Annotated in this window: 24 protein-coding genes and 1 other RNA gene; 16 read left to right on the forward strand and 9 right to left on the reverse strand. The window is 45.5% G+C overall.

What is annotated here, in order from left to right; all coding sequences use genetic code 11:
* Positions 1-33 precede the first annotated feature (33 nt).
* The 5 genes from serA to zapA all read right to left on the reverse strand — a co-directional run bounded on the left by serA (position 34) and on the right by zapA (position 3,415).
* Positions 34-1,263: a phosphoglycerate dehydrogenase gene (gene serA, locus AB4493_RS10575; protein ID WP_017059058.1), complete on the reverse strand. Its 1,230-nt coding sequence runs from the start codon at positions 1,261-1,263 to the stop codon at positions 34-36.
* Between the two features lie 261 nt (positions 1,264-1,524).
* The gene (gene rpiA / locus AB4493_RS10580) at positions 1,525-2,181 is read right to left on the reverse strand and encodes a ribose-5-phosphate isomerase RpiA (RefSeq protein ID WP_017059057.1); all 657 of its coding nucleotides are present in this window, start codon (positions 2,179-2,181) and stop codon (positions 1,525-1,527) included.
* 124 nt (positions 2,182-2,305) lie between these two features.
* Positions 2,306-2,905 carry a 5-formyltetrahydrofolate cyclo-ligase gene (locus AB4493_RS10585; RefSeq protein ID WP_372051300.1) on the reverse strand — a complete coding sequence of 200 codons (600 nt, stop codon included), beginning with the start codon at positions 2,903-2,905 and terminating at the stop codon, positions 2,306-2,308.
* A 6-nt stretch (positions 2,906-2,911) separates the two neighbouring features.
* Positions 2,912-3,095: non-coding RNA, 6S RNA (gene ssrS / locus AB4493_RS10590), on the reverse strand.
* 11 nt (positions 3,096-3,106) lie between these two features.
* The gene (zapA, locus tag AB4493_RS10595; RefSeq protein WP_004735366.1) at positions 3,107-3,415 is read right to left on the reverse strand and encodes a cell division protein ZapA; all 309 of its coding nucleotides are present in this window, start codon (positions 3,413-3,415) and stop codon (positions 3,107-3,109) included.
* 308 nt (positions 3,416-3,723) lie between these two features.
* On the opposite strand from zapA, the gene AB4493_RS10600 reads away from it, so the two are divergent.
* The 3 genes from AB4493_RS10600 to AB4493_RS10610 are packed head-to-tail and all read left to right on the forward strand — an operon-like array spanning position 3,724 to position 6,737.
* A complete protein-coding gene (locus tag AB4493_RS10600) occupies positions 3,724-4,299 on the forward strand; it encodes a YecA family protein (protein WP_136973763.1) in 576 nt (191 codons plus the stop codon).
* A gap of 24 nt (positions 4,300-4,323) precedes the next feature.
* The gene (gene ubiH / locus AB4493_RS10605; RefSeq protein WP_372154987.1) at positions 4,324-5,502 is read left to right on the forward strand and encodes a 2-octaprenyl-6-methoxyphenyl hydroxylase; all 1,179 of its coding nucleotides are present in this window, start codon (positions 4,324-4,326) and stop codon (positions 5,500-5,502) included.
* A gap of 11 nt (positions 5,503-5,513) precedes the next feature.
* The gene (locus AB4493_RS10610) at positions 5,514-6,737 is read left to right on the forward strand and encodes an FAD-dependent 2-octaprenylphenol hydroxylase (protein WP_372154963.1); all 1,224 of its coding nucleotides are present in this window, start codon (positions 5,514-5,516) and stop codon (positions 6,735-6,737) included.
* A gap of 111 nt (positions 6,738-6,848) precedes the next feature.
* On the opposite strand, the gene AB4493_RS10615 is transcribed toward AB4493_RS10610, so the two are convergent.
* From AB4493_RS10615 to ygfZ, 3 genes are all read right to left on the reverse strand, one after another.
* The gene (locus AB4493_RS10615; RefSeq protein WP_009847660.1) at positions 6,849-7,055 is read right to left on the reverse strand and encodes a DUF1107 domain-containing protein; all 207 of its coding nucleotides are present in this window, start codon (positions 7,053-7,055) and stop codon (positions 6,849-6,851) included.
* Positions 7,056-7,617: 562 nt separating this feature from the next.
* The gene (locus AB4493_RS10620) at positions 7,618-8,079 is read right to left on the reverse strand and encodes an aminoacyl-tRNA deacylase (RefSeq protein ID WP_029235114.1); all 462 of its coding nucleotides are present in this window, start codon (positions 8,077-8,079) and stop codon (positions 7,618-7,620) included.
* 4 nt (positions 8,080-8,083) lie between these two features.
* Positions 8,084-9,055, reverse strand: a complete 972-nt coding sequence (ygfZ, locus tag AB4493_RS10625) for a tRNA-modifying protein YgfZ (RefSeq protein WP_102398276.1) — start codon at positions 9,053-9,055, stop codon at positions 8,084-8,086.
* A 167-nt stretch (positions 9,056-9,222) separates the two neighbouring features.
* Between ygfZ and AB4493_RS10630 the strand changes: the two genes are divergently transcribed.
* Together AB4493_RS10630 and AB4493_RS10635 are read left to right on the forward strand one after the other, a co-directional pair.
* Positions 9,223-9,483, forward strand: a complete 261-nt coding sequence (locus tag AB4493_RS10630) for a succinate dehydrogenase assembly factor 2 (RefSeq protein WP_004735374.1) — start codon at positions 9,223-9,225, stop codon at positions 9,481-9,483.
* Positions 9,431-9,850 (forward strand): protein YgfX, encoded by a 420-nt coding sequence (locus AB4493_RS10635; protein WP_324295273.1) that lies wholly within the window; start codon positions 9,431-9,433, stop codon positions 9,848-9,850. The genes AB4493_RS10630 and AB4493_RS10635 overlap by 53 nt, the downstream gene beginning before the upstream one ends.
* A 135-nt stretch (positions 9,851-9,985) precedes the next feature.
* On the opposite strand, the gene nadB is transcribed toward AB4493_RS10635, so the two are convergent.
* The gene (gene nadB, locus AB4493_RS10640; RefSeq protein ID WP_017059049.1) at positions 9,986-11,602 is read right to left on the reverse strand and encodes an L-aspartate oxidase; all 1,617 of its coding nucleotides are present in this window, start codon (positions 11,600-11,602) and stop codon (positions 9,986-9,988) included.
* Positions 11,603-11,991: 389 nt separating this feature from the next.
* Between nadB and rpoE the strand changes: the two genes are divergently transcribed.
* From rpoE to acpS, 11 genes are all read left to right on the forward strand, one after another.
* Positions 11,992-12,570, forward strand: coding sequence for an RNA polymerase sigma factor RpoE (gene rpoE, locus AB4493_RS10645; protein WP_008223963.1), 579 nt, complete (start codon positions 11,992-11,994; stop codon positions 12,568-12,570).
* A 26-nt stretch (positions 12,571-12,596) separates the two neighbouring features.
* Entirely contained in the window at positions 12,597-13,220 is a 624-nt protein-coding gene (locus AB4493_RS10650) for a sigma-E factor negative regulatory protein (protein WP_017063205.1), read from the forward strand.
* Positions 13,217-14,179 (forward strand): sigma-E factor regulatory protein RseB, encoded by a 963-nt coding sequence (gene rseB, locus AB4493_RS10655; RefSeq protein ID WP_017059047.1) that lies wholly within the window; start codon positions 13,217-13,219, stop codon positions 14,177-14,179. The genes AB4493_RS10650 and rseB overlap by 4 nt, the downstream gene beginning before the upstream one ends.
* The gene (locus tag AB4493_RS10660; RefSeq protein ID WP_017059046.1) at positions 14,176-14,646 is read left to right on the forward strand and encodes a SoxR reducing system RseC family protein; all 471 of its coding nucleotides are present in this window, start codon (positions 14,176-14,178) and stop codon (positions 14,644-14,646) included. Before rseB ends, AB4493_RS10660 begins: the two co-directional genes overlap by 4 nt.
* A gap of 137 nt (positions 14,647-14,783) precedes the next feature.
* Positions 14,784-16,577, forward strand: a complete 1,794-nt coding sequence (gene lepA, locus AB4493_RS10665; protein ID WP_017059045.1) for a translation elongation factor 4 — start codon at positions 14,784-14,786, stop codon at positions 16,575-16,577.
* Between the two features lie 245 nt (positions 16,578-16,822).
* On the forward strand, positions 16,823-17,719 hold the full coding sequence (gene lepB / locus AB4493_RS10670) for a signal peptidase I (protein WP_017066013.1): 897 nt from the start codon (positions 16,823-16,825) through the stop codon (positions 17,717-17,719).
* 26 nt (positions 17,720-17,745) lie between these two features.
* On the forward strand, positions 17,746-18,423 hold the full coding sequence (rnc, locus tag AB4493_RS10675; RefSeq protein WP_017066012.1) for a ribonuclease III: 678 nt from the start codon (positions 17,746-17,748) through the stop codon (positions 18,421-18,423).
* Complete coding sequence (era, locus tag AB4493_RS10680; RefSeq protein ID WP_017059042.1) at positions 18,416-19,387, forward strand: GTPase Era; 972 nt, start codon at positions 18,416-18,418, stop codon at positions 19,385-19,387. The genes rnc and era overlap by 8 nt, the downstream gene beginning before the upstream one ends.
* A gap of 102 nt (positions 19,388-19,489) precedes the next feature.
* Complete coding sequence (gene recO / locus AB4493_RS10685; protein ID WP_019826299.1) at positions 19,490-20,218, forward strand: DNA repair protein RecO; 729 nt, start codon at positions 19,490-19,492, stop codon at positions 20,216-20,218.
* On the forward strand, positions 20,215-20,952 hold the full coding sequence (gene pdxJ, locus AB4493_RS10690) for a pyridoxine 5'-phosphate synthase (RefSeq protein WP_017059040.1): 738 nt from the start codon (positions 20,215-20,217) through the stop codon (positions 20,950-20,952). Before recO ends, pdxJ begins: the two co-directional genes overlap by 4 nt.
* A gap of 69 nt (positions 20,953-21,021) precedes the next feature.
* Positions 21,022-21,402: a holo-ACP synthase gene (acpS, locus tag AB4493_RS10695; RefSeq protein ID WP_017059039.1), complete on the forward strand. Its 381-nt coding sequence runs from the start codon at positions 21,022-21,024 to the stop codon at positions 21,400-21,402.
* The last annotated feature ends 8 nt before the right edge of the window (positions 21,403-21,410 follow it).

Below are 21,410 nucleotides of genomic sequence, written 5' to 3' on the forward strand. Positions count from 1 at the left end.
GTATTTTAGGACGAGACATTTTGAGTGCGATGATTAGTGAAGAAGACGAGCACGGATTGTGCCTTCGATCTCTTTCAGTTTAAGCAGTGCTTCTTCAGAGCGATCGGCTTCTACATCGATAACGACATAACCCATATCAGCCGCAGTCTGTAGGTATTGACCCGCGATGTTGATCCCTTCCTCAGCGAAGATGGTGTTGATCTGAGTTAGGATGCCTGGGCGGTTTTCGTGAATGTGTAATAAACGAGACGTTCCAGTATGCAGTGGTAGTGATACCTCAGGGAAGTTAACACTTGATAGCGTAGAGCCGTTATCAGAGTATTTCGCTAGCTTACCAGCAACTTCAACACCAATGTTCTCTTGTGCTTCTTGAGTTGAACCACCCACGTGAGGCGTTAGGATCACGTTATCGAACTGCATTAATGGAGACTCAAACGGGTCTGCATTGGTTTTTGGTTCTGTTGGGAAAACATCAATAGCCGCACCTGCAAGGTGTCCAGACTCCAGAGCGCCACACAGAGCAGGAATATCGACTACCGTGCCACGAGCTGCGTTGATAAAGATAGAACCAGGCTTCATGCGCTCGAACTCTTCTTTACCCATCATGTCTTTTGTTTCGTTGGTTTCAGGTACATGCAAAGAGATTACGTCACACTTGTTCAGTAATTCCGTCATGGTATGAACTTGCGTTGCGTTACCCAGAGACAGTTTGTTTTCAATGTCGTAGAAGTAAACACGCATGCCAAGGTTTTCAGCAATAATACCCAGTTGAGTACCGATGTGACCGTAGCCAATAATACCTAAACGCTTACCACGGGCTTCGTAAGAGTTGTCGGCACTCTTTTTCCAGATGCCACGGTGTGCAAGCGCGTTCTTTTCTGGAATGCCACGTAGTAGCAATAGAACCTGACCAAGAACGAGCTCAGCAACGCTTCGAGTGTTTGAGAACGGTGCGTTGAACACAGGGATACCGCGTTTTGCTGCTGCTTGAAGGTTGACTTGGTTAGTACCAATACAGAAACAACCGACGGCAACCAGCTTTTCAGCTGCATCAATAACTTCTTGGGAGATATTAGTGCGAGAACGAATACCAATGAAATGAGCATCTTTTACTGCTTCAAGAAGTTCATCTTCCGGTAGCGAGCCTTTGTGGTACTCAATGTTTGTGTAACCAGCGGCTTGCAGTACTTCTACAGAAGAAGGGTGAAGACCTTCTAGAAGTAGAATTTTAATTTTTTCTTTTTCCAGTGAAACTTTGGCCATTGTTCTCGTCCTTAAAATGGAAAGGTTGGGCAAATGCGGCGCACGTGCTACAAAATGGCTGAAAGGGGAACAAATTCACCACTTTGTTAGGAGACAAACGTTTTCCCTGTGCGTCTTCTGAACAATAAAGTAACAAAAAAAAAATGTTTTGGGTAAGAAAATTACGGAATAAGACATAATTTTACAGCAATAAAGCAAAAAAAACGGCGCCCTAGGGCACCGTATGTAATGAAGTAACAGAAAAACTCAATCTTCTATTATTTATTCTTCGATTTTTGCACCTTCAGGCGTGCCGGTGATAACCACATCAGCACCACGGTGAGCGAACAGACCAACCGTCACCACACCAGCTATACCATTGATGATATCTTCTAGTTGTTTCGGGTTTTCGATCGCCATGCCGTACACATCTAGGATCACGTTGCCGTTATCGGTTGTGCAGCCTTCGCGGTAAACTGGGTCACCACCAAGCTTAACCAACTCACGTGCCACGTATGAACGTGCCATTGGGATTACTTCAACAGGCAGTGGGAATTTACCCAACACATCAACTGCTTTAGTACCGTCAACAATACACACAAACTTATCAGAGATAGCCGCTACGATTTTTTCACGAGTCAAAGCAGCGCCGCCGCCTTTGATCATATCGCGAGTTGGGTTGATTTCATCTGCGCCATCAACATAGATGTCTAGCTTAGCGACATCGTTACACTCATACACTTTGATCTCTAGCTCTTCTAGTCGCTGCGTTGAAGCAACAGAGCTTGAAACCGCACCTTTGATTTTGTCTTTCATTGTGCCAAGTGCGTCGATGAAGTGATTTACTGTAGAGCCAGTACCTACACCTACAATGCTGCCTTCTTCAACATATTGAAGTGCTGCCCAGCCAGCTGCTTTTTTCATTTCATCTTGAGTCATGCCATTCTCCTGAATAAGGTCTTGCGCTTTGAATTGATCGTTTGCGTAATGATGAAGTTAACGTTTAGATATTGAGTTAACGTTTCTATATCGAGGTTAACGTTTGCGGCGCGATTATAGCGCTTTAATGGTTGTTTTCCCATTGCCAAGTTTTACTCGGAGTCACGATTTTAGGTAACGGAATGTCCCATTCTTCAATCGGTAGCGTATCAACATGTTGGCAATCATGAGCCAAACCAATAGGAGCTGCACCTTCGCCCGTCTCGAACCACTTTGCCAAGGTGCGATCGTAATATCCGCCGCCCATACCTAAACGATGGCCATGGGAGTCAAAGCCGACAAGGGGCGTAAGAATAAGGTCGAGTTGCTGACAAGGTTTAACCAGCATTTGATTGAGCTGAGGTTCGACAATACCGTACTTATTCAAGACCGTCGGTGTGGTTGGCGAGTAGTGTAAAAACAGCAGGTGCCCGGCAGAGAAGGGGTGCAATACTGGTAAATAAGTGTGCTTACCTTGCGCCCATAACCATTCGATTAAAGGCTGAGTATCGAGTTCGCCATCGATAGAGATATAGAGGGCAATATGCTGAGCAGACTGAATTTCATCAAGCTGCATGCACTGCTTAACTAAGTCGATACCGGATTGAGTTTGTTGGTCGCCAGATAAGGCATTGCGTTTGATACGGATCTGTTTGCGAAATTCGCTGCGTGTGAGCGTCTTCATAAGAAGGGATACCCCAAAGTGCCGTTGAGAATAGATGGCCCTTGAACCAGCGAGTTCAAGGCGGATCAGCAATGATTACCGTAGGCTTCTCGGTCGGGCCGAGCATGCTCAATAGCACTCAAGTACTAACCCTTAGGGATTGCTTATCGGCTCGGGGACGTGAATCCTCTGACAAACACTCCAGGGTAAATTTTGTGTACGCTATTGCTGTCCGTGCTTAACTTTACTGAGGACATCTGAAAGTGATGTCGTGAGCTGTTCCATTCGCTCGGTCAGTGCGTTTTGTTCATCATTTGCTTCAAACTTCTTGGTTTGTAATTCGTAGCAAATATTCAGAGCTGCGATAGTCAGCAGCTTCACTTCATTGGTTACCTTAGTACGTTCAGCCATCTCTTTCAATCGATTATCAAGATCGGCCGCCGCTGCAATCAATGACTCTTCTTGCCCTGGTGGACAATTCACTCGAGTCAGTTTTCCTAATATTTCAACGTCTACCGCTTGATTACTCATGATGGATGAACTCTTTAACGCGCTATTTTAAGGCTGTTGCCCTTCGCCATTTTTTGAGAAAGAAAAAGTGCAAGTACCGATGAGGAAGCAATCTCCTCTGAGGGAGAAACTATAGGTAAACCGCTATTAAGATTCAAGCTTTTCAGAGTGACTGTTTGTAAATGAGAGCTTGAGCACACAGTAATTCAGCAAATTGAACAATTGGTAGTCAGTCATCCTTCAATTGCTGGGGATCGATGCTTACCAGAATTGGGGTGAAGTGGTACGATTATACTATCGATATAAAGAATAACTGAGCGAGCTATCTGATGAGCGAAACTACTTTACCTGACTACCTAACGGTTGCGACTGAACTTCAATCGGCAAGTCTAGCCGTAACCCCTGCTGAGATGCATGGTTTATTAACGGGTATGTTAAGCGGAGGCTTAAACCTTGCAGATAAAAGCTGGCAACCACTGATCTTCGATTACACCAATGAAGGTATGGGCTGGCCAGATCGCGCGCTAACGCTTGCGGAAGCAACACTGAAAGTCACAACCAGTGAAATCACAGGCTCAGGCATGGAACTGTCTATGCTGCTGCCGGACGAAGACGCAAGCGCAAGCCTATTTGACTTGGCTGATGGTGTGTCTGATTGGATTAACCATTTCATTTCTGGTCTAGGCTTGGTTGGCGCTCAATTGAACAAAGCGTCTGACAGTACAAAAGAAGCATTAGTTGATCTAGAAGAGATGGCCAAGCTAGGCATTGACGAAGATGATGATCTGGAAGAGCAAGCGCAGCTTCTAGAGCACGTTATTGAGCACGTAAAAGCGTGTGCACTAACGATTCATGCTGAATTTGGTGCTCGCCCATCTGAAGATGCGGCGCCTACCATTCATTAATTCGTTGGCCGGTTTGAGGTTATGATGGCTCAGTATGATGTTGTAATTGCTGGTGGCGCAATGGCAGGGGCAACCTTAGCCCTTGCTTTGAATCACCTAAGCCAAGGTTCACTGTCGATTGCGGTAGTGGAGCCTTATCAGGTTGATCATCAAGCTCACCCTGGGTTTGATTCTCGTTCGATTGCTTTGTCCTATGGCACAGTGCAGATCCTGGATTCTTTGCGCTTATGGCAATCTATCGCTCCGGTCGCGACCCCGATTAAAGATATCCATGTTTCGGATCGCGGGCATGCCGGAATGACAGACATCTACAGTGAAGAGCTTGCTGTAGATGCGCTTGGCTACGTGGTCGAGTTAGCAGATGTGGGTCGAATCTATCAGCAGAAACTTGAATCAGAAGCGGCAATTACCATGCTTTGTCCTGAGTCTGTTAGTAAAGTTGAACGTGAAGAAGCGTTGACGACGATTGAACTGACAAGTAGGCAAACAGTAACCACTAAGTTACTGGTTGCTGCTGACGGTGCAATCTCAACCTGTTGCCAACAGCTCAATATCTCATTGAGTGAGCATGACTTTGAGCAAGTCGCTGTGATTGCCAATATTGTGGCGAGTGAACCTCACCAAGGTCGCGCATTTGAGCGTTTTACCCATCATGGGCCAGTTGCTCTATTACCGATGAGTGACAACCGTTTATCGCTGGTTTGGTGTTTAACACCAGAGCAAGCACAAAAAGTGATGACGCTAAACGACAATGAATTTCTTGAGCAATTGCAGAATGACTTTGGCTGGCGACTTGGCCGATTAGAGAAGGTCGGCAAGCGCGCGAGTTACCCTCTGATTCTTCGTCACCGACAGCAAAATATCTCTCATCGATTTGCCATTGTTGGTAATGCTGCTCAAACGCTTCACCCAATTGCGGGGCAAGGCTTTAACCTAGGCATCCGAGATGTGGCTTCCTTGGCAGAAGAGTTGTGTACCCAGTTAGATGATGTAGGTCGTTACCGTGGTCTTGTTAACTTTAGAAAGCGTAGAGAACAAGACCGAGACGCAACGATCACGTTGACTTCAAGCCTAGTTCACCTGTTCTCAAACGATTATATGACCGCTCGCATTGGGCGTAATCTTGGGTTAGCCGTAATAGATAACCTTCCACCACTTAAAGGTCCACTTTTGCGTCATACGCTTGGCCTAGTAGAAAGATAAGGTAATAAATAATGATGCAAAGTGTTGATATCGCGATTGTTGGTGGTGGCATGGTTGGCCTAGCGCTTGCTGCTGCCCTAAAAGACAGTGACCTAAGAATCGCTGTCATTGAAGGCAGAGCGCCTAGTGAAGGGCTGAGTGAGCTGCCTGATGTGCGTGTATCCGCGTTGAGTCGTTCTAGTGAAGTGATTCTTCGTAACCTAGGTGCATGGCAAGGTATCGAACAAAGACGCGCTGCACCGTATCAAGCGATGGAAGTGTGGGAACAAGACAGTTTCGCTCGTATTGAGTTTGACTTGACACGCTTGGCTCAGCCTAATCTTGGTCATATCGTTGAAAACCGTGTGATTCAATTAGCGCTGCTTGATCAGGTTAAGAAACAAGACAACGTCAGCCTGTATATGCCCGCAACGTGTAAAACGATGGCGATTGGTGAAAGTGAAGCTTGGTTAACATTGGACAATGGTCAAGCACTGACAGCTAAGTTAGTTGTTGGAGCAGACGGCGCAAACTCTTGGGTTCGTAAGCAGCAAGATATCCCATTAACACATTGGGATTACGGACACAGTGCGATTGTCGCGAACATCAAAACCACAGAGCCGCACCACAGCGTTGCTCGTCAAATCTTCACGCCTCAAGGCCCATTGGCATTCCTACCAATGCAACCAAGCAACATGAGCTCGATTGTTTGGTCTACGGAACCAAATCGTGCCGAGAACCTCGTATCAATGTCGGATGCTGAATTCAACAAGCAGTTAACAGCTGAGTTCGATGCAAAGCTGGGCTTATGTGAAGTGGTTGGTGACCGTTTTGCCTTCCCACTGCGCATGCGTTATGCGCGTGACTTTGCGGTAGAGCGTGTGGCTTTGGTTGGTGATGCTGCTCATACCATTCACCCATTAGCAGGGCAGGGCGTGAACCTTGGCCTATTAGACGCAGCAAGCCTAGCGCAAGAGCTGTTAAAGCTATGGTCTGCGGGTGAAGACATTGGCACCAAGCGTAATCTTCGCGGCTACGAGCGCTGGAGAAAAGCAGAGGCGGCGAAAATGATTGCTTCAATGCAGGGCTTTAAAGATCTGTTTGAAGGCGATAACCCAGCTAAGAAGCTGATTCGTGGCATTGGTATGAAGCTTGCGGGCCAATTACCGGGTGCGAAAGATGAGATCATGAAGCGCGCACTGGGTTTGTCTGGCAATCTTCCTGACTTAGCTAAGCGTCCAGTGACTCATCGATAATGACATAGTGTTCTGGTGGTATATCGAATCATCATTGATACGAAAATTGGTACGAAAAAAGGGTTGGCATAATGCCAACCCTTTTTGTTTTTAATTCTGTAGATAATCAGGTCATGCGTACGCGCAGCGCAGTTTCATGATTTCACTATTTATTTCTTTCACTGTTTGAAAGTGACGTTTTTCTGCTCGGTCTGGTAGCACTAGCTTACCGTTATCAAACTCAAATTTTCCTACGCCGTAAATGTAGATTCGTCCTTTGAAAAGTCGACTTACATGTTTAGCAATCATACTCGGTGTATAGCGCTTAAACAGTCTCATTCTTAATTATCCTTATATTTACCTAGCCTGCATATTATAGAAAAACTCCGAGATAATAATTGTGATAAGCATGGAGTTATATGCAGTAGCGTTGACGTTAATTAGATATTTGTGCTGTTCTAAGCACTTTCTTCAGTAAATATCTATTTTTACGTGAGCTCCTCCCCAAAATAATACTGAGTGGTGAACTGCCGTGAACTTTTCTGTTCAGTATTAAGCAGTGATAATGTTACAAGTATAAGAATAGGCGGGATTTTTTTGTTTGTGTAATCAAATTGTAAATTTCGGACAAAAAAAAGCCCGTCTAAAACGGGCGAATAGTCACAGATGCATTACACAAAAGTGGATACTGATGTTACTCAGTGGATTCACTTGCACTGATTTGCTTAATAGCTAGTCAGTAAATTTACAATAACGCAAATTTAACTTTGTGACTACTTATGCTTTTATTTTGAGTAACTATTTATTAATGGTGTGTTCTTCTTATGACGAAGTTCACATTAAAAATGTACTCAATGAAATATTCAAATGAAGTTTGCGAAGCATGATCTGATCGAAACGATCATCGACTGATGTCCGCGACGGTCGGTGCACATAGCGCCATAAGATCATTGAGATCCAACGCAACGCCAGCCATTCGGTCGCCGGAGCTAATGGTTACGGTCGAGTTGTTTTGAATGGAAGGATCAAAAATGATCGGCATGTGTCTCTTGAGAGCGAGCGGACCAACACAACCCACTTTAAAACCGGTGATCGCTTCAACATCAGCGAGCGACACGCAGGTCATTCGACGGCAATTCAGTACCGAGCGTACTTTCTTGGGGTCGACAGAGCGATCGCCAGCAGTACAGGCTAACGCATACTGGTTGCCCATATCCTTGAGCAGGATGCACTTCACCATTTGAGAGGCGTCGATGCCTCGCTCTTGTGCGGTTTCTTCAATGCTGGTGGTTGGCTTGCTTTGCATCAGCAGGCGATAATTCACCTGCTGTTGATCCAGCCATTGTGTAATCTGCGTTTCCACGTGGTTACTCGTCGTCAAGGCTGTACGGCAGTGGCAGGATATTCCATGTTTGATCAGGCTGCGCGGTCAGTCGCAGCTGAACATCGTCATCAAGGTTGTTTGGCAGTACCATCAAACCAATCGCTCGGTTATCAGCAAATTGATAGACGTTTAATAGTCGGCCTGCGCCACGCCAGTTCTCACCCACACTACGTTCCAGTTCAATAGGGTTTTCTAACGACAGCACGTCCGCAGTTGTGCCCGACACAATGCGCATCTCACGCTTGTTCATGCCACGGTACTTAGCACGAGCAACCGTTTCTTGACCTGTGTAACAGCCTTTTGAAAAGCTGATACCGCCAATCGCTTGCAGGTTAAGCGCTTGAGGGATGTGCTCGTTTTGCTCTGCTTTCGATAGGTTAGGCTGAGCATCAAGAATTTCATGATATTGCCAAAGTGTTTCTGATACTTTCTCCGCAGCGCTGTTTGATACCAAGGCTTCAGCGGCTTCTTCTGTCACAAGTAGAGCCCAGCGGTTATCTGCAACTTGAACCGCTGTACCACCAGAGATAGCACGCACATTACCTTGGCTTTCTGAAATAGAATCAATGTATTGATTAGCTGACGAACCCATCACACCGATAACAACGTCAGACGTTTGCTCGATATCGACCTTAGAGAACACCGCGTACTTCTTGATTTCAACGAGCTCGACTTCAATCGCTGATTTAGGTTGCATGAGTGCGTAGCCACCGTTGTGGTGGAACAAACGAAAGATACTCCATACCTTTCCTTTTGCATCACAGTGCGCGCCTAATGTGGATTCATCATTAGGAAGAGTGACGACATCGCACGTTACTTGACCCTGTAGGTACGACTTTTTGTCATCGCCTATCATGGTAATTGCACTCCAGTCTGATACGTGTGTCATCATCAGTTCTGGAAGCGATTCATTTTGCGTATGAGCGAGTGGCTGAAATATGTTTTTCCAATCCATTTTATCTTTCCTAAGAATTTTATTTGGCTCTATGTTAATCCGGTTCTGTTTCTTTGTCAGCCTAGGTTTTTTTGTGAGCTTAGATAGGGACTGTGACTCACATAGTAGTTGCAAGGCGTATGACTTGTTACACTCCGAGAAAGAAAAATTATAGGTGAGGATAGCCAATGTACACTGCAGAGCAGAAAGCACGAATTAAATGGGGTTGCCGTCGCGGCATGTTAGAACTTGATGTAGTCATCATGCCATTTTTCGAAGAGTGTTTTGATTCATTGCAAGAGCAGGAACAGCGCGAGTTTGTTTCTCTATTAGAGTGTGATGATCCAGATTTGTTTACTTGGGTAATGGGCCACGGACGCAGTGAAAACCTAGGCCATGCATCAATGGTTGATAAAATTGTCGCACACAACCTCAGCAAGGTTCGTTAAGCTTCAGCTTAACCCTTCGTATTCCGCATTATTTGCAAAAGGCACTATTTTTGGGTGCCTTTTGTTTTTCATTGTCCTGTCTTCTATTCCACTTGCCGCCAGCCTTTATTGCTTAGCTTTAATGATCCGCTTGTTCAGAAACAATCATGTGATTCTAAATAGTGTCTATGGGCGTTTTGATTACAGAGAGGATGGTGATATTCGACTCAATGACCGAACTTACCGACTCAAGTCCGTTGATAAGATCTGGGCGCAGTTCTTCGTTAAATTGCAGTTTGAATGTGGGCACTCGGTACTGCTTTGGCGGGACAGCTGTTGCGAGCGAGAATATCGCCATTTTCTGGCGAACTTACAACGAGCGCGCTAGAGAAGCCAAACTATTCGATGAAAGAAAGTATTAGATAAAAGAAAGCGTTAGACAAAAGAAAAGGGAGCACTCGGCTCCCTTTCGTTTAATCATTTTCCGCTGACGGCTAATTCGCTAAGCACGTTTAACCAATTATTATGATTGGCGTTTCTCTGGCGTCAGAATCGTTGGGCCACTGTCTTCTGCAAGTTCAGGGTAATCCAACGTGTAGTGGAGGCCGCGGCTCTCTTTACGTTGCATTGCACAACGAACCATTAGCTCTGCCACTTGTAGCAAGTTACGCAGTTCTAATAGGTTATTCGAAACCTTGAAGTAGCTGTAGTACTCATGAGTTTCTTGTTGCAGCATCTGAATGCGACGCAATGCTCGCTCTAGTCGTTTATCCGTTCGAACAATGCCCATGTAATCCCACATGAATAGGCGCAGTTCGTGCCAGTTGTGTTGAATGATAACTTCTTCATCACTGTTGGTGACCTGGCTTTCATCCCATGCTGGCAGTTCAGCGCACAGTTGAGATTGGTCGATGTTCTCAACGATATCTTTTGCTGCTGCCCATGCGTAAACCACACACTCAAGCAGTGAGTTAGAAGCCATTCGGTTTGCACCGTGTAAGCCGGTGTAGCTCACTTCGCCAATCGCATACAAGTTCGTTAGGTCGGTTTGACCCTGCTTATTCACCATGACACCACCACACGTGTAGTGAGCGGCTGGTACGATAGGGATCGGCTCTTTGGTCATGTCGATGCCCAAGTCCATCAAGCGAGTATGGATCATCGGGAAGTGCGCTGTGATGAATTCTTCAGGCTTGTGGCTGATATCAACATACATACAGTCGGCACCTAAGCGCTTCATTTCGAAGTCAATTGCACGAGCAACCACATCACGTGGCGCCAGTTCACCGCGCTCATCGAAGTCCTTCATAAAGCGAGAACCATCTGGACGACGCAAGTAAGCACCTTCACCACGCAGTGCTTCCGTTAGTAGGAAGTTACGCGCTTCTGGGTGGAATAAACAAGTTGGGTGGAACTGGTTGAACTCAAGGTTTGCCACACGACAACCCGCACGCCAAGCGATAGCAATACCATCACCTGAAGAAACATCTGGGTTAGAGGTGTATTGGTAAACCTTTGAAGCGCCGCCTGTTGCTAATACAACAAACTTAGCGCGCACGGTTTCAACATGTTCTTGGTTACGGTTCCAAATGTAGGCACCGATCACCTTGTCTTTTGAACCACCAATCTTATCTTCCGTGATCAAATCCAGCGCATTGTGGCGCTCGAAGATCTCGATATTTGGGTGGTTGTTGACGTTATCTTGTAGTGAGGTTTGCATCGCCATGCCAGTTGCATCGGCAGCGTGCAGAATTCTGCGGTGACTGTGGCCACCCTCACGAGTGAGGTGATATTTTGGTTGGCCTTCTGTGCTGTTCTCATCTTTATCAAATGGAACACCACCATCAATCAGCCATTGCACACACTCTTTCGCATTTTCAGCAATGAATTGAACTGTATCTTCTTCGCATAACCCAGCCCCAGCGATTTGAGTATCCTCTACATGAGACTCAATACTGTCCGACTCATCGAACACCGCGGCGATACCACCTTGTGCGTAATACGTCGATCCTTCGCTGCGTGGTCCTTTGCTTAATACAATTACTTTTGCATGTTCTGCTACGCGTAAGGCTAATGACAAGCCTGCCGCACCACTTCCTACCACTAATACATCACACTGATGTTCACGGTTTGCGTTCATAAAACTTATTAAATCCCGGGCTATAGTCGAGTTGTCCACTCTCAATTGACTTTGTCTTGTTTTAGGAGTTTGGCTAAGACTGTTATAATCTCTCCAGAGTCATCCTTAAACGCTATGCAAAATCAATATATAGACAGCTATCTAGAAATATTTAATTGCTCAATACCATTGCTTTTGCTCAAGTTTCCCCAAATTGATAGGGGTAGCTATTTTTATTACATCACATTGTGAAACAATAATGGCAAATAATTTTAAGAAAGTTGGAACTTTCGGTATTTGGCTTAGTCACAATAGTGCTCTTGTAGACGGTGGTGTCAATACTACATTTCGTATAATTAGTACCCATATCTGTGAAGGTGAGGGTTATAACAATAGGAGTACCCGCTCGAATGAACGAGCAGCTAACCGATCAAGTGTTGATTGAGCGAGTTCAGAGTGGAGATAAGCAGGCATTTAACTTACTAGTGGTTAAGTATCAAAACAAAGTTTGTAATCTTATCTCTCGATACGTGAATAATTCCGGTGATGTACCTGATGTAGCACAAGAAGCTTTTATTAAAGCTTACCGCGCGATACCTAACTTTCGTGGCGAGAGTGCCTTCTATACATGGTTATACCGAATTGCCGTGAACACCGCTAAAAATCATATCGTTGCCCAAAGCCGTAGGCCGCCAGCAACCGATGTAGATGCAGAAGATGCAGAATATTACGAAACAGGCAGCGCGTTAAAAGAAATATCGAACCCTGAGAACTTAACGCTGTCTAAAGAATTGAAACAAGTTGTTTTTGGAGCGATTGAAGCGCTACCAGAAGACTTAAAAACTGCAATGACGTTGCGAGAGCTCGAAGGTTTGAGCTACGAAGAGATTGCAGAAGTAATGGATTGCCCTGTAGGAACCGTACGTTCGCGTATTTTCCGAGCTCGTGAAGCGGTGGAAAAGAAAATCAAACCTCTTTTGCAACGCTAGAACTTGTAATAATTATGGTGAAAATAATGGCTGATAAAGAAAAGCTTTCGGCACTAATGGATGGTGAAACGATCGATAAAGCTCTCATTGTAGATCTAGAATCTGATCAAGAAAGCATGGATACTTGGCAGAGTTACCATTTAATTGGTGATGTTATGCGTGGGGATTCGCCAGAAACTCCAGAGTGGAACATTGCTAATAGTGTAGCGGCAGCGCTTGAGAACGAGCCTGCACATGGTTCAATGTCGAACCTGCACCAAGTGAATGTTGAACCTACTGTTGCTCCAATTGAAGAGCAACCTAAACCTCAGCAAGCGAAGCGTCAGCTTCCGGCGTGGTTACAACAGTTTGGACAAGTTGCCGTGGCAGCGTGTGTTTCATTAGCCGTTGTATTAGGTGTTCAACAATATGGTGGTAGCGACCCTGCAGCACCAGAGCAGTTGCCTGTACTCCAGACGATTCCATTTGCCGGTTCTGCGGAACCAGTAAGTTTAACGCGTGACTCTGTTGAGAAACCAGCATCTGAAGCTAACTTGCAAGAGCAGCGCAAACGCGTTCATGCATTGTTAGAAGATTATGAGCTGCAGCTAAGATTAAACAGTGATGCATCGCCAATGCAAGATGCACATCTAGAATCGGACATTGAATGAAGAAAATCCTGGTCAGTGCACTGACACTGTTCAGCTTGATGTCTCCAACAGCCTTTGCAGAGGAAACCACTGCAAAGGCCTTGTTGCATCAAATGAACGAGGCCAGTCAGCATCTAAATTACGAACTCTCCTACATTTTGATAAAGAAGAGCAGTATTGAGCCTCTTGTTTATCGCCATGCGGTTAACGACGACCAACAACTTGCACACCTTGTTTATCTAAGCGGCCCTGTTCGTGAAGTCATTCGACGTGGCAACGAAGTTAGCTACATCGAGCCGGGTACAGAGCCATTTACGATTCAGTCAGGCAGCATGGTTGCGCCTGTTATTCCGATGATTAATCGAGATATCGAATCTCTGAATCAGTACTACGACTTTGTGAAAGTTGGTCGCTCTCGTGAAGCAGGTAGCACCACTCAAGTGCTGCGTGTCGTGCCGAAAGATGGCCTTCGCTACTCTTACGTGGTTTGGGTAGACGAAAAAACGAATCTTCCTTTGCGTGCCGACCTTTTGGATCGTGATGGCGAAGTGCTTGAACAGTACCGCACTATCTCTTACGTGGTGAACGATAAGATTGCTGAGGCTATGGGTGGCTTGAGCCAAGCTCAATTGCCGAAAGTTTTATCATTACCGGAAGGCTTAGTGAGTGAAACTAACTGGCAAGCGTCGTGGATTCCTGAAGGGTTTAAATCAAAAGAGCTTAGCCGCTATCAAATGGCTGCGACCGATAAAATGGTTGAAAGTCAGCTTTTCAGTGATGGACTGTTTAACTTTTCGGTTTATATCGCGGAAAAAGATGAGCATTCATTGAAAGGGCAGCTGGTGCGTCAAGGGCGTAGAACCTTGCACAGCTTAGTGATTGGCGATAAAGAGATCTCTGTGGTTGGTGACATTCCGCCGGCAACTGCAAAACGTATTGCTCAGTCAGTTACATTTAATAAATCGGTACAAGCGCAATGATGACCGCGCTGGCGACCGTTAGCTCGGTTGAACAAAAAGGTAAGCAATACTTTGTTCAATTGAGCTGCGAACAACAAACCAGTTGTAGCAGCTGTTCTTCTCAAAAAAACTGCGGTACGGGTATTGTGACCAAGGCTGTTGGCAATAAATCTTTGTTTTGGCAGCTTAAAACCAAAAGCTTAGTCAAAGCTGGACAAATCGTAGAAATTGGCTTTCCAGAAAAAAGCCTACTTCAGTCGGCGGCGATTGTTTATCTCATCCCACTTTTCATGTTGATGATTGGTGCTGGTTTTGGGCAACTCTTGTTACAACCCTTACTCCAGGGGGGCGAGGGCATTGTTATCTTAAGTGCAGCACTGTTTACTGCTGGTGGGATTGCCTTAGCGAAGCGGTTAGCCAAACCCATGGAAGACAAATCCAAGCAAGAAGTCGTCTTGATTCGAATCCTAGGTGAGTCTCTCGTCTAATTTATGATGCTTCTTGCCCTTAAATTGGGTAGAATCTGCCAACTTGATTGAAATGCCGCCACCAATGCTGACTGTAGATTGGACGCGTCGCGGCTTTCTTATTATCCCTATTCAAAGAGTTTAGTCACACCAAGCCTATGAAGCACATTCGTAATTTTTCGATTATCGCCCACATCGACCACGGTAAGTCGACCCTTTCTGACCGCTTAATCCAAGTTTGTGGAGGATTAAGTGAACGTGAGATGGCAGCTCAAGTCCTCGATTCTATGGATATAGAACGCGAGCGTGGTATTACAATTAAAGCGCAGAGTGTGACTTTAGATTACAAAGCTAAAGATGGTGAAACTTACCAACTTAACTTTATCGACACTCCTGGACACGTAGACTTCTCTTACGAAGTATCTCGTTCTCTAGCGGCTTGTGAAGGCGCACTACTTGTAGTGGATGCTGGCCAAGGTGTTGAAGCACAAACTCTAGCAAACTGTTACACAGCAATCGAAATGGAACTGGAAGTAGTGCCAATCTTGAACAAGATTGACCTACCAGCTGCTGAACCAGAACGTGTTGCTGAAGAAATCGAAGAGATCGTTGGCATCGATGCGATGGAAGCGACTCGCTGTTCTGCGAAAACAGGTTTGGGTGTTGATGATGTTCTAGAAAACATCGTGACGGCAATCCCGCCACCGGAAGGTGATCCTGAAGCGCCTCTACAAGCGTTGATCATTGACTCTTGGTTCGATAACTACCTTGGCGTAGTTTCTTTGGTTCGTATCAAAAACGGTAAGCTGAAGAAGAACGATAAGATCAAAGTAATGTCGACAGACCAAGTATGGGGTGTTGACCGTCTAGGTATCTTCACGCCTAAGCAAATCGATACTACAGAGCTAAATACTGGCGAAGTAGGTTGGGTTGTTTGTGGTATTAAAGACATCCTAGGTGCACCGGTTGGTGATACGTTGACGCTTGCAAAAGGCGGCAGCACTGAACGTCTACCTGGTTTCCAAAAAGTGAAGCCTCAGGTATACGCTGGTCTATTCCCTGTATCATCTGATGACTACGAAAACTTCCGTGACGCGTTAGGCAAATTAAGCCTGAACGATGCATCACTGTTCTTTGAACCAGAAAGTTCAGCAGCACTTGGTTTTGGTTTCCGTTGTGGCTTCTTAGGAATGCTTCACATGGAGATCATCCAAGAGCGTCTAGAGCGTGAATACGACCTAGACCTAATCACAACTGCTCCAACAGTAGTGTATGAAGTTGTAAAAACAGATAAAACGGTTCTTTACGTTGATAGCCCGGCTAAACTGCCAGCGGTTAATGACCTAGAAGAAATTCGTGAGCCAATTGCACGCTGTAATATTCTGGTACCTTCGGATTACCTAGGTAACGTAATCACACTGTGTGTTGAGAAGCGTGGCGTACAAGTAGACATGGTCTACCACGGTAACCAAGTTGCTGTGACGTACGATCTTCCTATGGCAGAAGTAGTTCTAGACTTCTTCGACCGTCTGAAGTCAACGTCTCGCGGCTATGCATCATTGGATTACAACTTCCAACGTTACGAGCCATCAAACATGGTACGTGTAGACGTACTGCTGAATGGCGAAACAGTTGATGCACTAGCTATCATTACGCACAAAGATATTGCTCAGTCTCGTGGTCGTCTACTGGTAGAGAAGATGAAAGAATTCATCCCTCGTCAGATGTTCGATATCGCGATTCAAGCAGCGATTGGTAACCACATCATTGCTCGTTCTACAGTGAAACAACTGCGTAAGAACGTAATCGCAAAATGTTACGGTGGTGATATCAGTCGTAAGAAGAAACTTCTTAAGAAACAAAAAGAAGGTAAGAAGCGTATGAAGCAGATCGGTAACGTTGAACTGCCTCAAGAAGCTTTCCTTGCAATCCTTCATGTTGGCAAAGACTAGGTATCAATCGCACTAACTATCTGCTGAACATTACTGGTTAAAATCGTTTATTTCTTTGTTGCAAAGATTGCAATTAGGCCCACTAGTCACTGCACTTTGCGCCTCGAACTAAACGATTTTTCCTGCGTAATCTCCCCAGCATTTAGTCAGCATGATTGATACAGATTAGAAATATTAAGCAGAGTGAAAGGGTTATACTCTTTCACTTTCGTTATTTTTAAAGAAATGAAATTTAAGGGATATCAATGGCTAATACATTTTCGCTTATCTTAGTGATCGTAACTCTAGTGACCGGCATTGTATGGGCGTTGGAAAAGTTTGTGTGGGCGAAGAAGCGCCAGCAAAAGCTTGCTGACGTTGAAGCACAATCGAATGGCCTAGACGCTGAAACCAGCGCAAAAGTTACGGCTCAACCTTGGTGGGTTGAGAACAGTGTGTCCATTTTCCCGGTAATTGCATTTGTTTTGATCTTGCGTTCATTCATCTATGAACCGTTTCAAATCCCTTCTGGCTCGATGATGCCAACCCTTTTGGTTGGTGATTTCATCTTGGTAGAGAAGTACGCGTACGGTCTAAAAGACCCAGTATGGCGCACTCAACTGGTAGAAACGGGCAAGCCAGAGCGTGGTGATTCAATCGTATTTAAGTACCCACCTCAGCCTAACATCGACTACATCAAGCGTGTTGTTGGTATGCCAGGTGACACCATTCGCTACAGCAGTCGTAAAGAGATCTGCATTCAGGCGAAGGGTACAAGTAGCTGTGAACCAGTGAAACTAAGTAATGTTGAAGAGAGCCAATTTATTCAAGATGGTGTGCCTCTGATTCAGCTGAACGAACAGCTTGGAGACGTAGAACACCAGATTTTAGTTAACCCATTGCGCCGCGATCGTGTGCAAGCATATCAGCCTCGCAATGGTGTTAACGAATGGGTCGTTCCAGAAGGCCAGTACTTTGTGATGGGTGATAACCGTGACAACAGTGCCGATAGCCGTTACTGGGGCTTTGTCCCTGAAGCAAACCTTGTTGGTAAGGCCGTTGCTATTTGGATCAGCTTCGAATTCGAACGCGGTTCAGACAGTGTACTTCCAACATGGATTCCTACTGGTGTGCGTTTTAATCGCATCGGTGGGATTCATTAATCGATCACATAACACATCGAGAGAGCATGAATTCTCCAATTGATAAACTAGAGAGAAAGATTGGCTATCAGTTTAATGATGCCGATCTTATCCACTTGGCGCTGACTCACCGCAGCGCCGCAGGTAAACATAACGAACGTCTTGAGTTTCTGGGCGATTCAATTTTAAGTTTTGTTATCGCTGATGATCTTTACCACCGTTTTCCTAAGGTAAACGAAGGTGATATGAGCCGCATGCGCGCAACATTAGTACGTGGTCATACATTGGCAGAACTAGGTCGTGAATTCGAACTAGGAGATTACTTAAAATTAGGTCCAGGTGAGTTGAAGAGTGGCGGTTTCCGTCGTGATTCTATTCTAGCGGATGCGGTTGAAGCGGTCATCGGCGCTGTCTATTTAGATAGTGATACCGAGACGGTTCGCGGCATTATTTTAAGCTGGTACCAATCTCGCCTAGATGCTATTCAGCCTGGAGTATCTCAAAAAGATCCGAAAACTCGCCTACAAGAGTTTTTGCAAGGTCGAAGAAATCCTCTACCTGTCTACACAGTGACTAATATTAAAGGTGAAGCACACAATCAAGAGTTTACGGTTGAGTGTGAAGTGGCAGGTGTGGATAAACCTGTTATCGGTAAAGGCACTAGCCGCCGCAAGGCAGAACAAGCGGCTGCTGAAACAGCATTAGAGCAACTAAGCAATGTCTGATAACAACCAAGATTTCGATATCGATGCATTCTTTTCATCTGATAGCAAAAAAACAGGCCTACCGGAAAACCAACACTGTGGCTTCATCGCTATTGTCGGTCGCCCAAATGTAGGTAAGTCGACGCTTCTGAACCATATTCTGGGTCAGAAGATTTCTATTACATCACGTAAACCACAGACGACACGTCACCGTATTATGGGCGTTGAAACTGAGGGTGATTACCAAGCGATCTTTGTTGATACTCCTGGACTTCATATTGAAGAAAAGCGTGCCATCAACCGCTTGATGAACCGTGCGGCGAACAGCTCATTGAGTGATGTAAACCTAGTATTCTTCCTTGTCGATGGTACTCACTGGACTGACGACGATGAGATGGTTCTGAACAAACTGAAGAAGACTGACTTCCCAGTTGTACTTTGCATCAACAAAGTAGATAACGTTCAAGACCGTACTAACGTGATGCAGCACATGATGGAAGTCTCTAAGAAGATGGACTTCATTGATGTAGTGCCAATCTCAGCGAAGCAAGGTAAAAATATTGATGTACTGCGTAAGCACGTACGTGAACATTTACCTAAAGCGACACACCACTTCCCTGAAGAATACGTGACTGATCGCTCGCAACGTTTTATGGCCTCTGAAATTATCCGTGAAAAGCTGATGCGCTTTACGGGTGACGAGCTACCTTACTCGGTAACGGTTGAAATCGAACGTTTCGATTACAACCCAGATAACGATGGCTTCCACATCAATGCACTGATTCTTGTTGAGCGTACAGGCCAGAAGAAAATGGTGATTGGTAAAGCGGGCGAGAAGATCAAAACGATTGGTCGTGAAGCACGTATCGATATGGAAGAGCTATTCGGCCGTAAGGTTTACCTAGAGACTTGGGTCAAGGTTAAATCTGGCTGGGCTGATGATGAGCGTGCACTTCGCTCGTTAGGCTACATCGACGATCTATAATATATTGAACGTCACTTTCTGAGATTAAGAAAGTTGAACTGAAGATAAATCCAAGAGAGAGTGCGAACTCTCTCTTTTTGTATCTGTAATAAGGGTAAGTGATTGAGCGAAGGGTTACAGCGATGCTTTGTGTTGCACCGTCGACCATACAGTGAGTCGAGCCTGATCTTGGACGTCTTCAGCGAAGAGTTCGGTCGGGTGACGTTGATGTCTAAAGGCGCTCGCAGCAAGCGTTCCAATTTGAAAGGTGCATTACAACCTTTTACGCCGCTATTGCTTAAGTGGTCTGGTAATGGTTCGATGAAAACCTTACGCCAAGCTGAACCCATCAGCTTGGGGCTCCCTCTCGCCGGTATTAATCTGTATTCAGGCATGTACGTGAACGAGCTTATCGGTCGGGTATTGATGGCGGAAGTACCGATGCCTGCACTTTTTCACGACTATCTTCATGCTTTAACAGAGCTGGCGCATAATGATAATCCTGAGCCAGCACTGCGTCGCTTTGAGCTGGCTCTATTATCTGCTATGGGTTACGGCGTCGACTTTTTACACTGCGCGGGCACTGGCGAAGCGATTGATCCGAGCATGACTTATCGCTATCGAGAGCAGAAAGGTTTCATCGCTTCAGTACGTCGAGATAACCTGACTTTTATGGGCGATGAACTTATTGCAATCAGCGAACGTAGGTTTATCACTAAAGAGCAGTTAAAAGCGGCAAAACGCTTTACACGCATAGCCTTAAAGCCGTATCTTGGCGGCAAACCATTAAAAAGTAGAGAGCTATTTATGCCAACAATAGCCCTCTCCAGAGCACGGAGTATTGGAAAATGAGCTCAATCCTTTTAGGCGTTAATATCGACCATATTGCAACACTACGTAATGCACGTGGTACTAAATACCCAGATCCAGTACACGCAGCTGAAATCGCTGAACGTGCTGGTGCAGATGGCATTACTATTCACCTGCGTGAAGACCGTCGTCACATCGTTGATCGCGATGTGCGTATTCTGGCTGAAACACTTCAAACTCGCATGAACTTGGAGATGGCCGTAACGGACGAGATGGTTCAAATTGCACTCGATACTAATCCTGAGTTTGTTTGTCTGGTTCCTGAAAAACGTGAAGAGCTAACCACTGAAGGTGGCTTGGACGTAGTTGGTCAACTAGAGAAGATCAAAGCGGCGACACAAAAACTGTCTGCAGCAGGTATCAAGGTATCTCTGTTTATCGATGCTGACCGTGAGCAAATCGATGCTGCAAAAGCGTGTGGCGCACCGTTCATTGAACTGCACACGGGTCACTATGCTGATGCTAAGACAGAAGAAGATCAACAAGACGAGCTTAAGAAGATCGCAGCAGGCGCAAGCTATGCAGATGACTTAGGTATCACAGTCAATGCGGGTCATGGTCTGACTTACCACAACGTAGCACCGATTGCGGCACTTCCAGAGATCTACGAGCTGAACATCGGTCACTCGATCATGGGACGTGCAGTGTTTGATGGCTTAAACAAAGCCGTTGCAGACATGAAAGCAATCATGGAAACAGCACGTAACAACGCTTAGTTCGGCAAGTCGTCGGCACTAAGCGATGTACAGTTAATCATTAGACAGAAGTTAAGTAGTAGAGGAAACATGGCAGTTGTTGGATTAGGTACAGATATCGCAGAAATCGAACGTGTCGAGAAGGCGCTGTCGCGAAGTGGCGACGCTTTTGCTCAGCGTATTTTGACGGATTCTGAGTTTGAAGTATTCCAACAGTTGAAGCAAAAAGGCCGTTACCTTGCAAAACGTTTTGCTGCTAAAGAAGCTGCATCTAAGGCGTTAGGTACGGGGATTGCGCTGGGTGTTACCTTCCACGACTTTGAGATTTCAAACGATGAGCATGGTAAGCCAGTATTGAGCTTACACAAGAAAGCGCGTGAAATCGCAGAGGCGAATGGCACAACATCGATTCATCTGACTATCTCGGATGAGCGTCACTACGCTGTGGCAACGGTGTTACTCGAATCGTAAACAGATTA

Origin of the sequence: Vibrio sp. 10N.222.55.A1, from assembly GCF_041473835.1 — a bacterium.
GTDB lineage: Bacteria > Pseudomonadota > Gammaproteobacteria > Enterobacterales > Vibrionaceae > Vibrio > Vibrio crassostreae_C.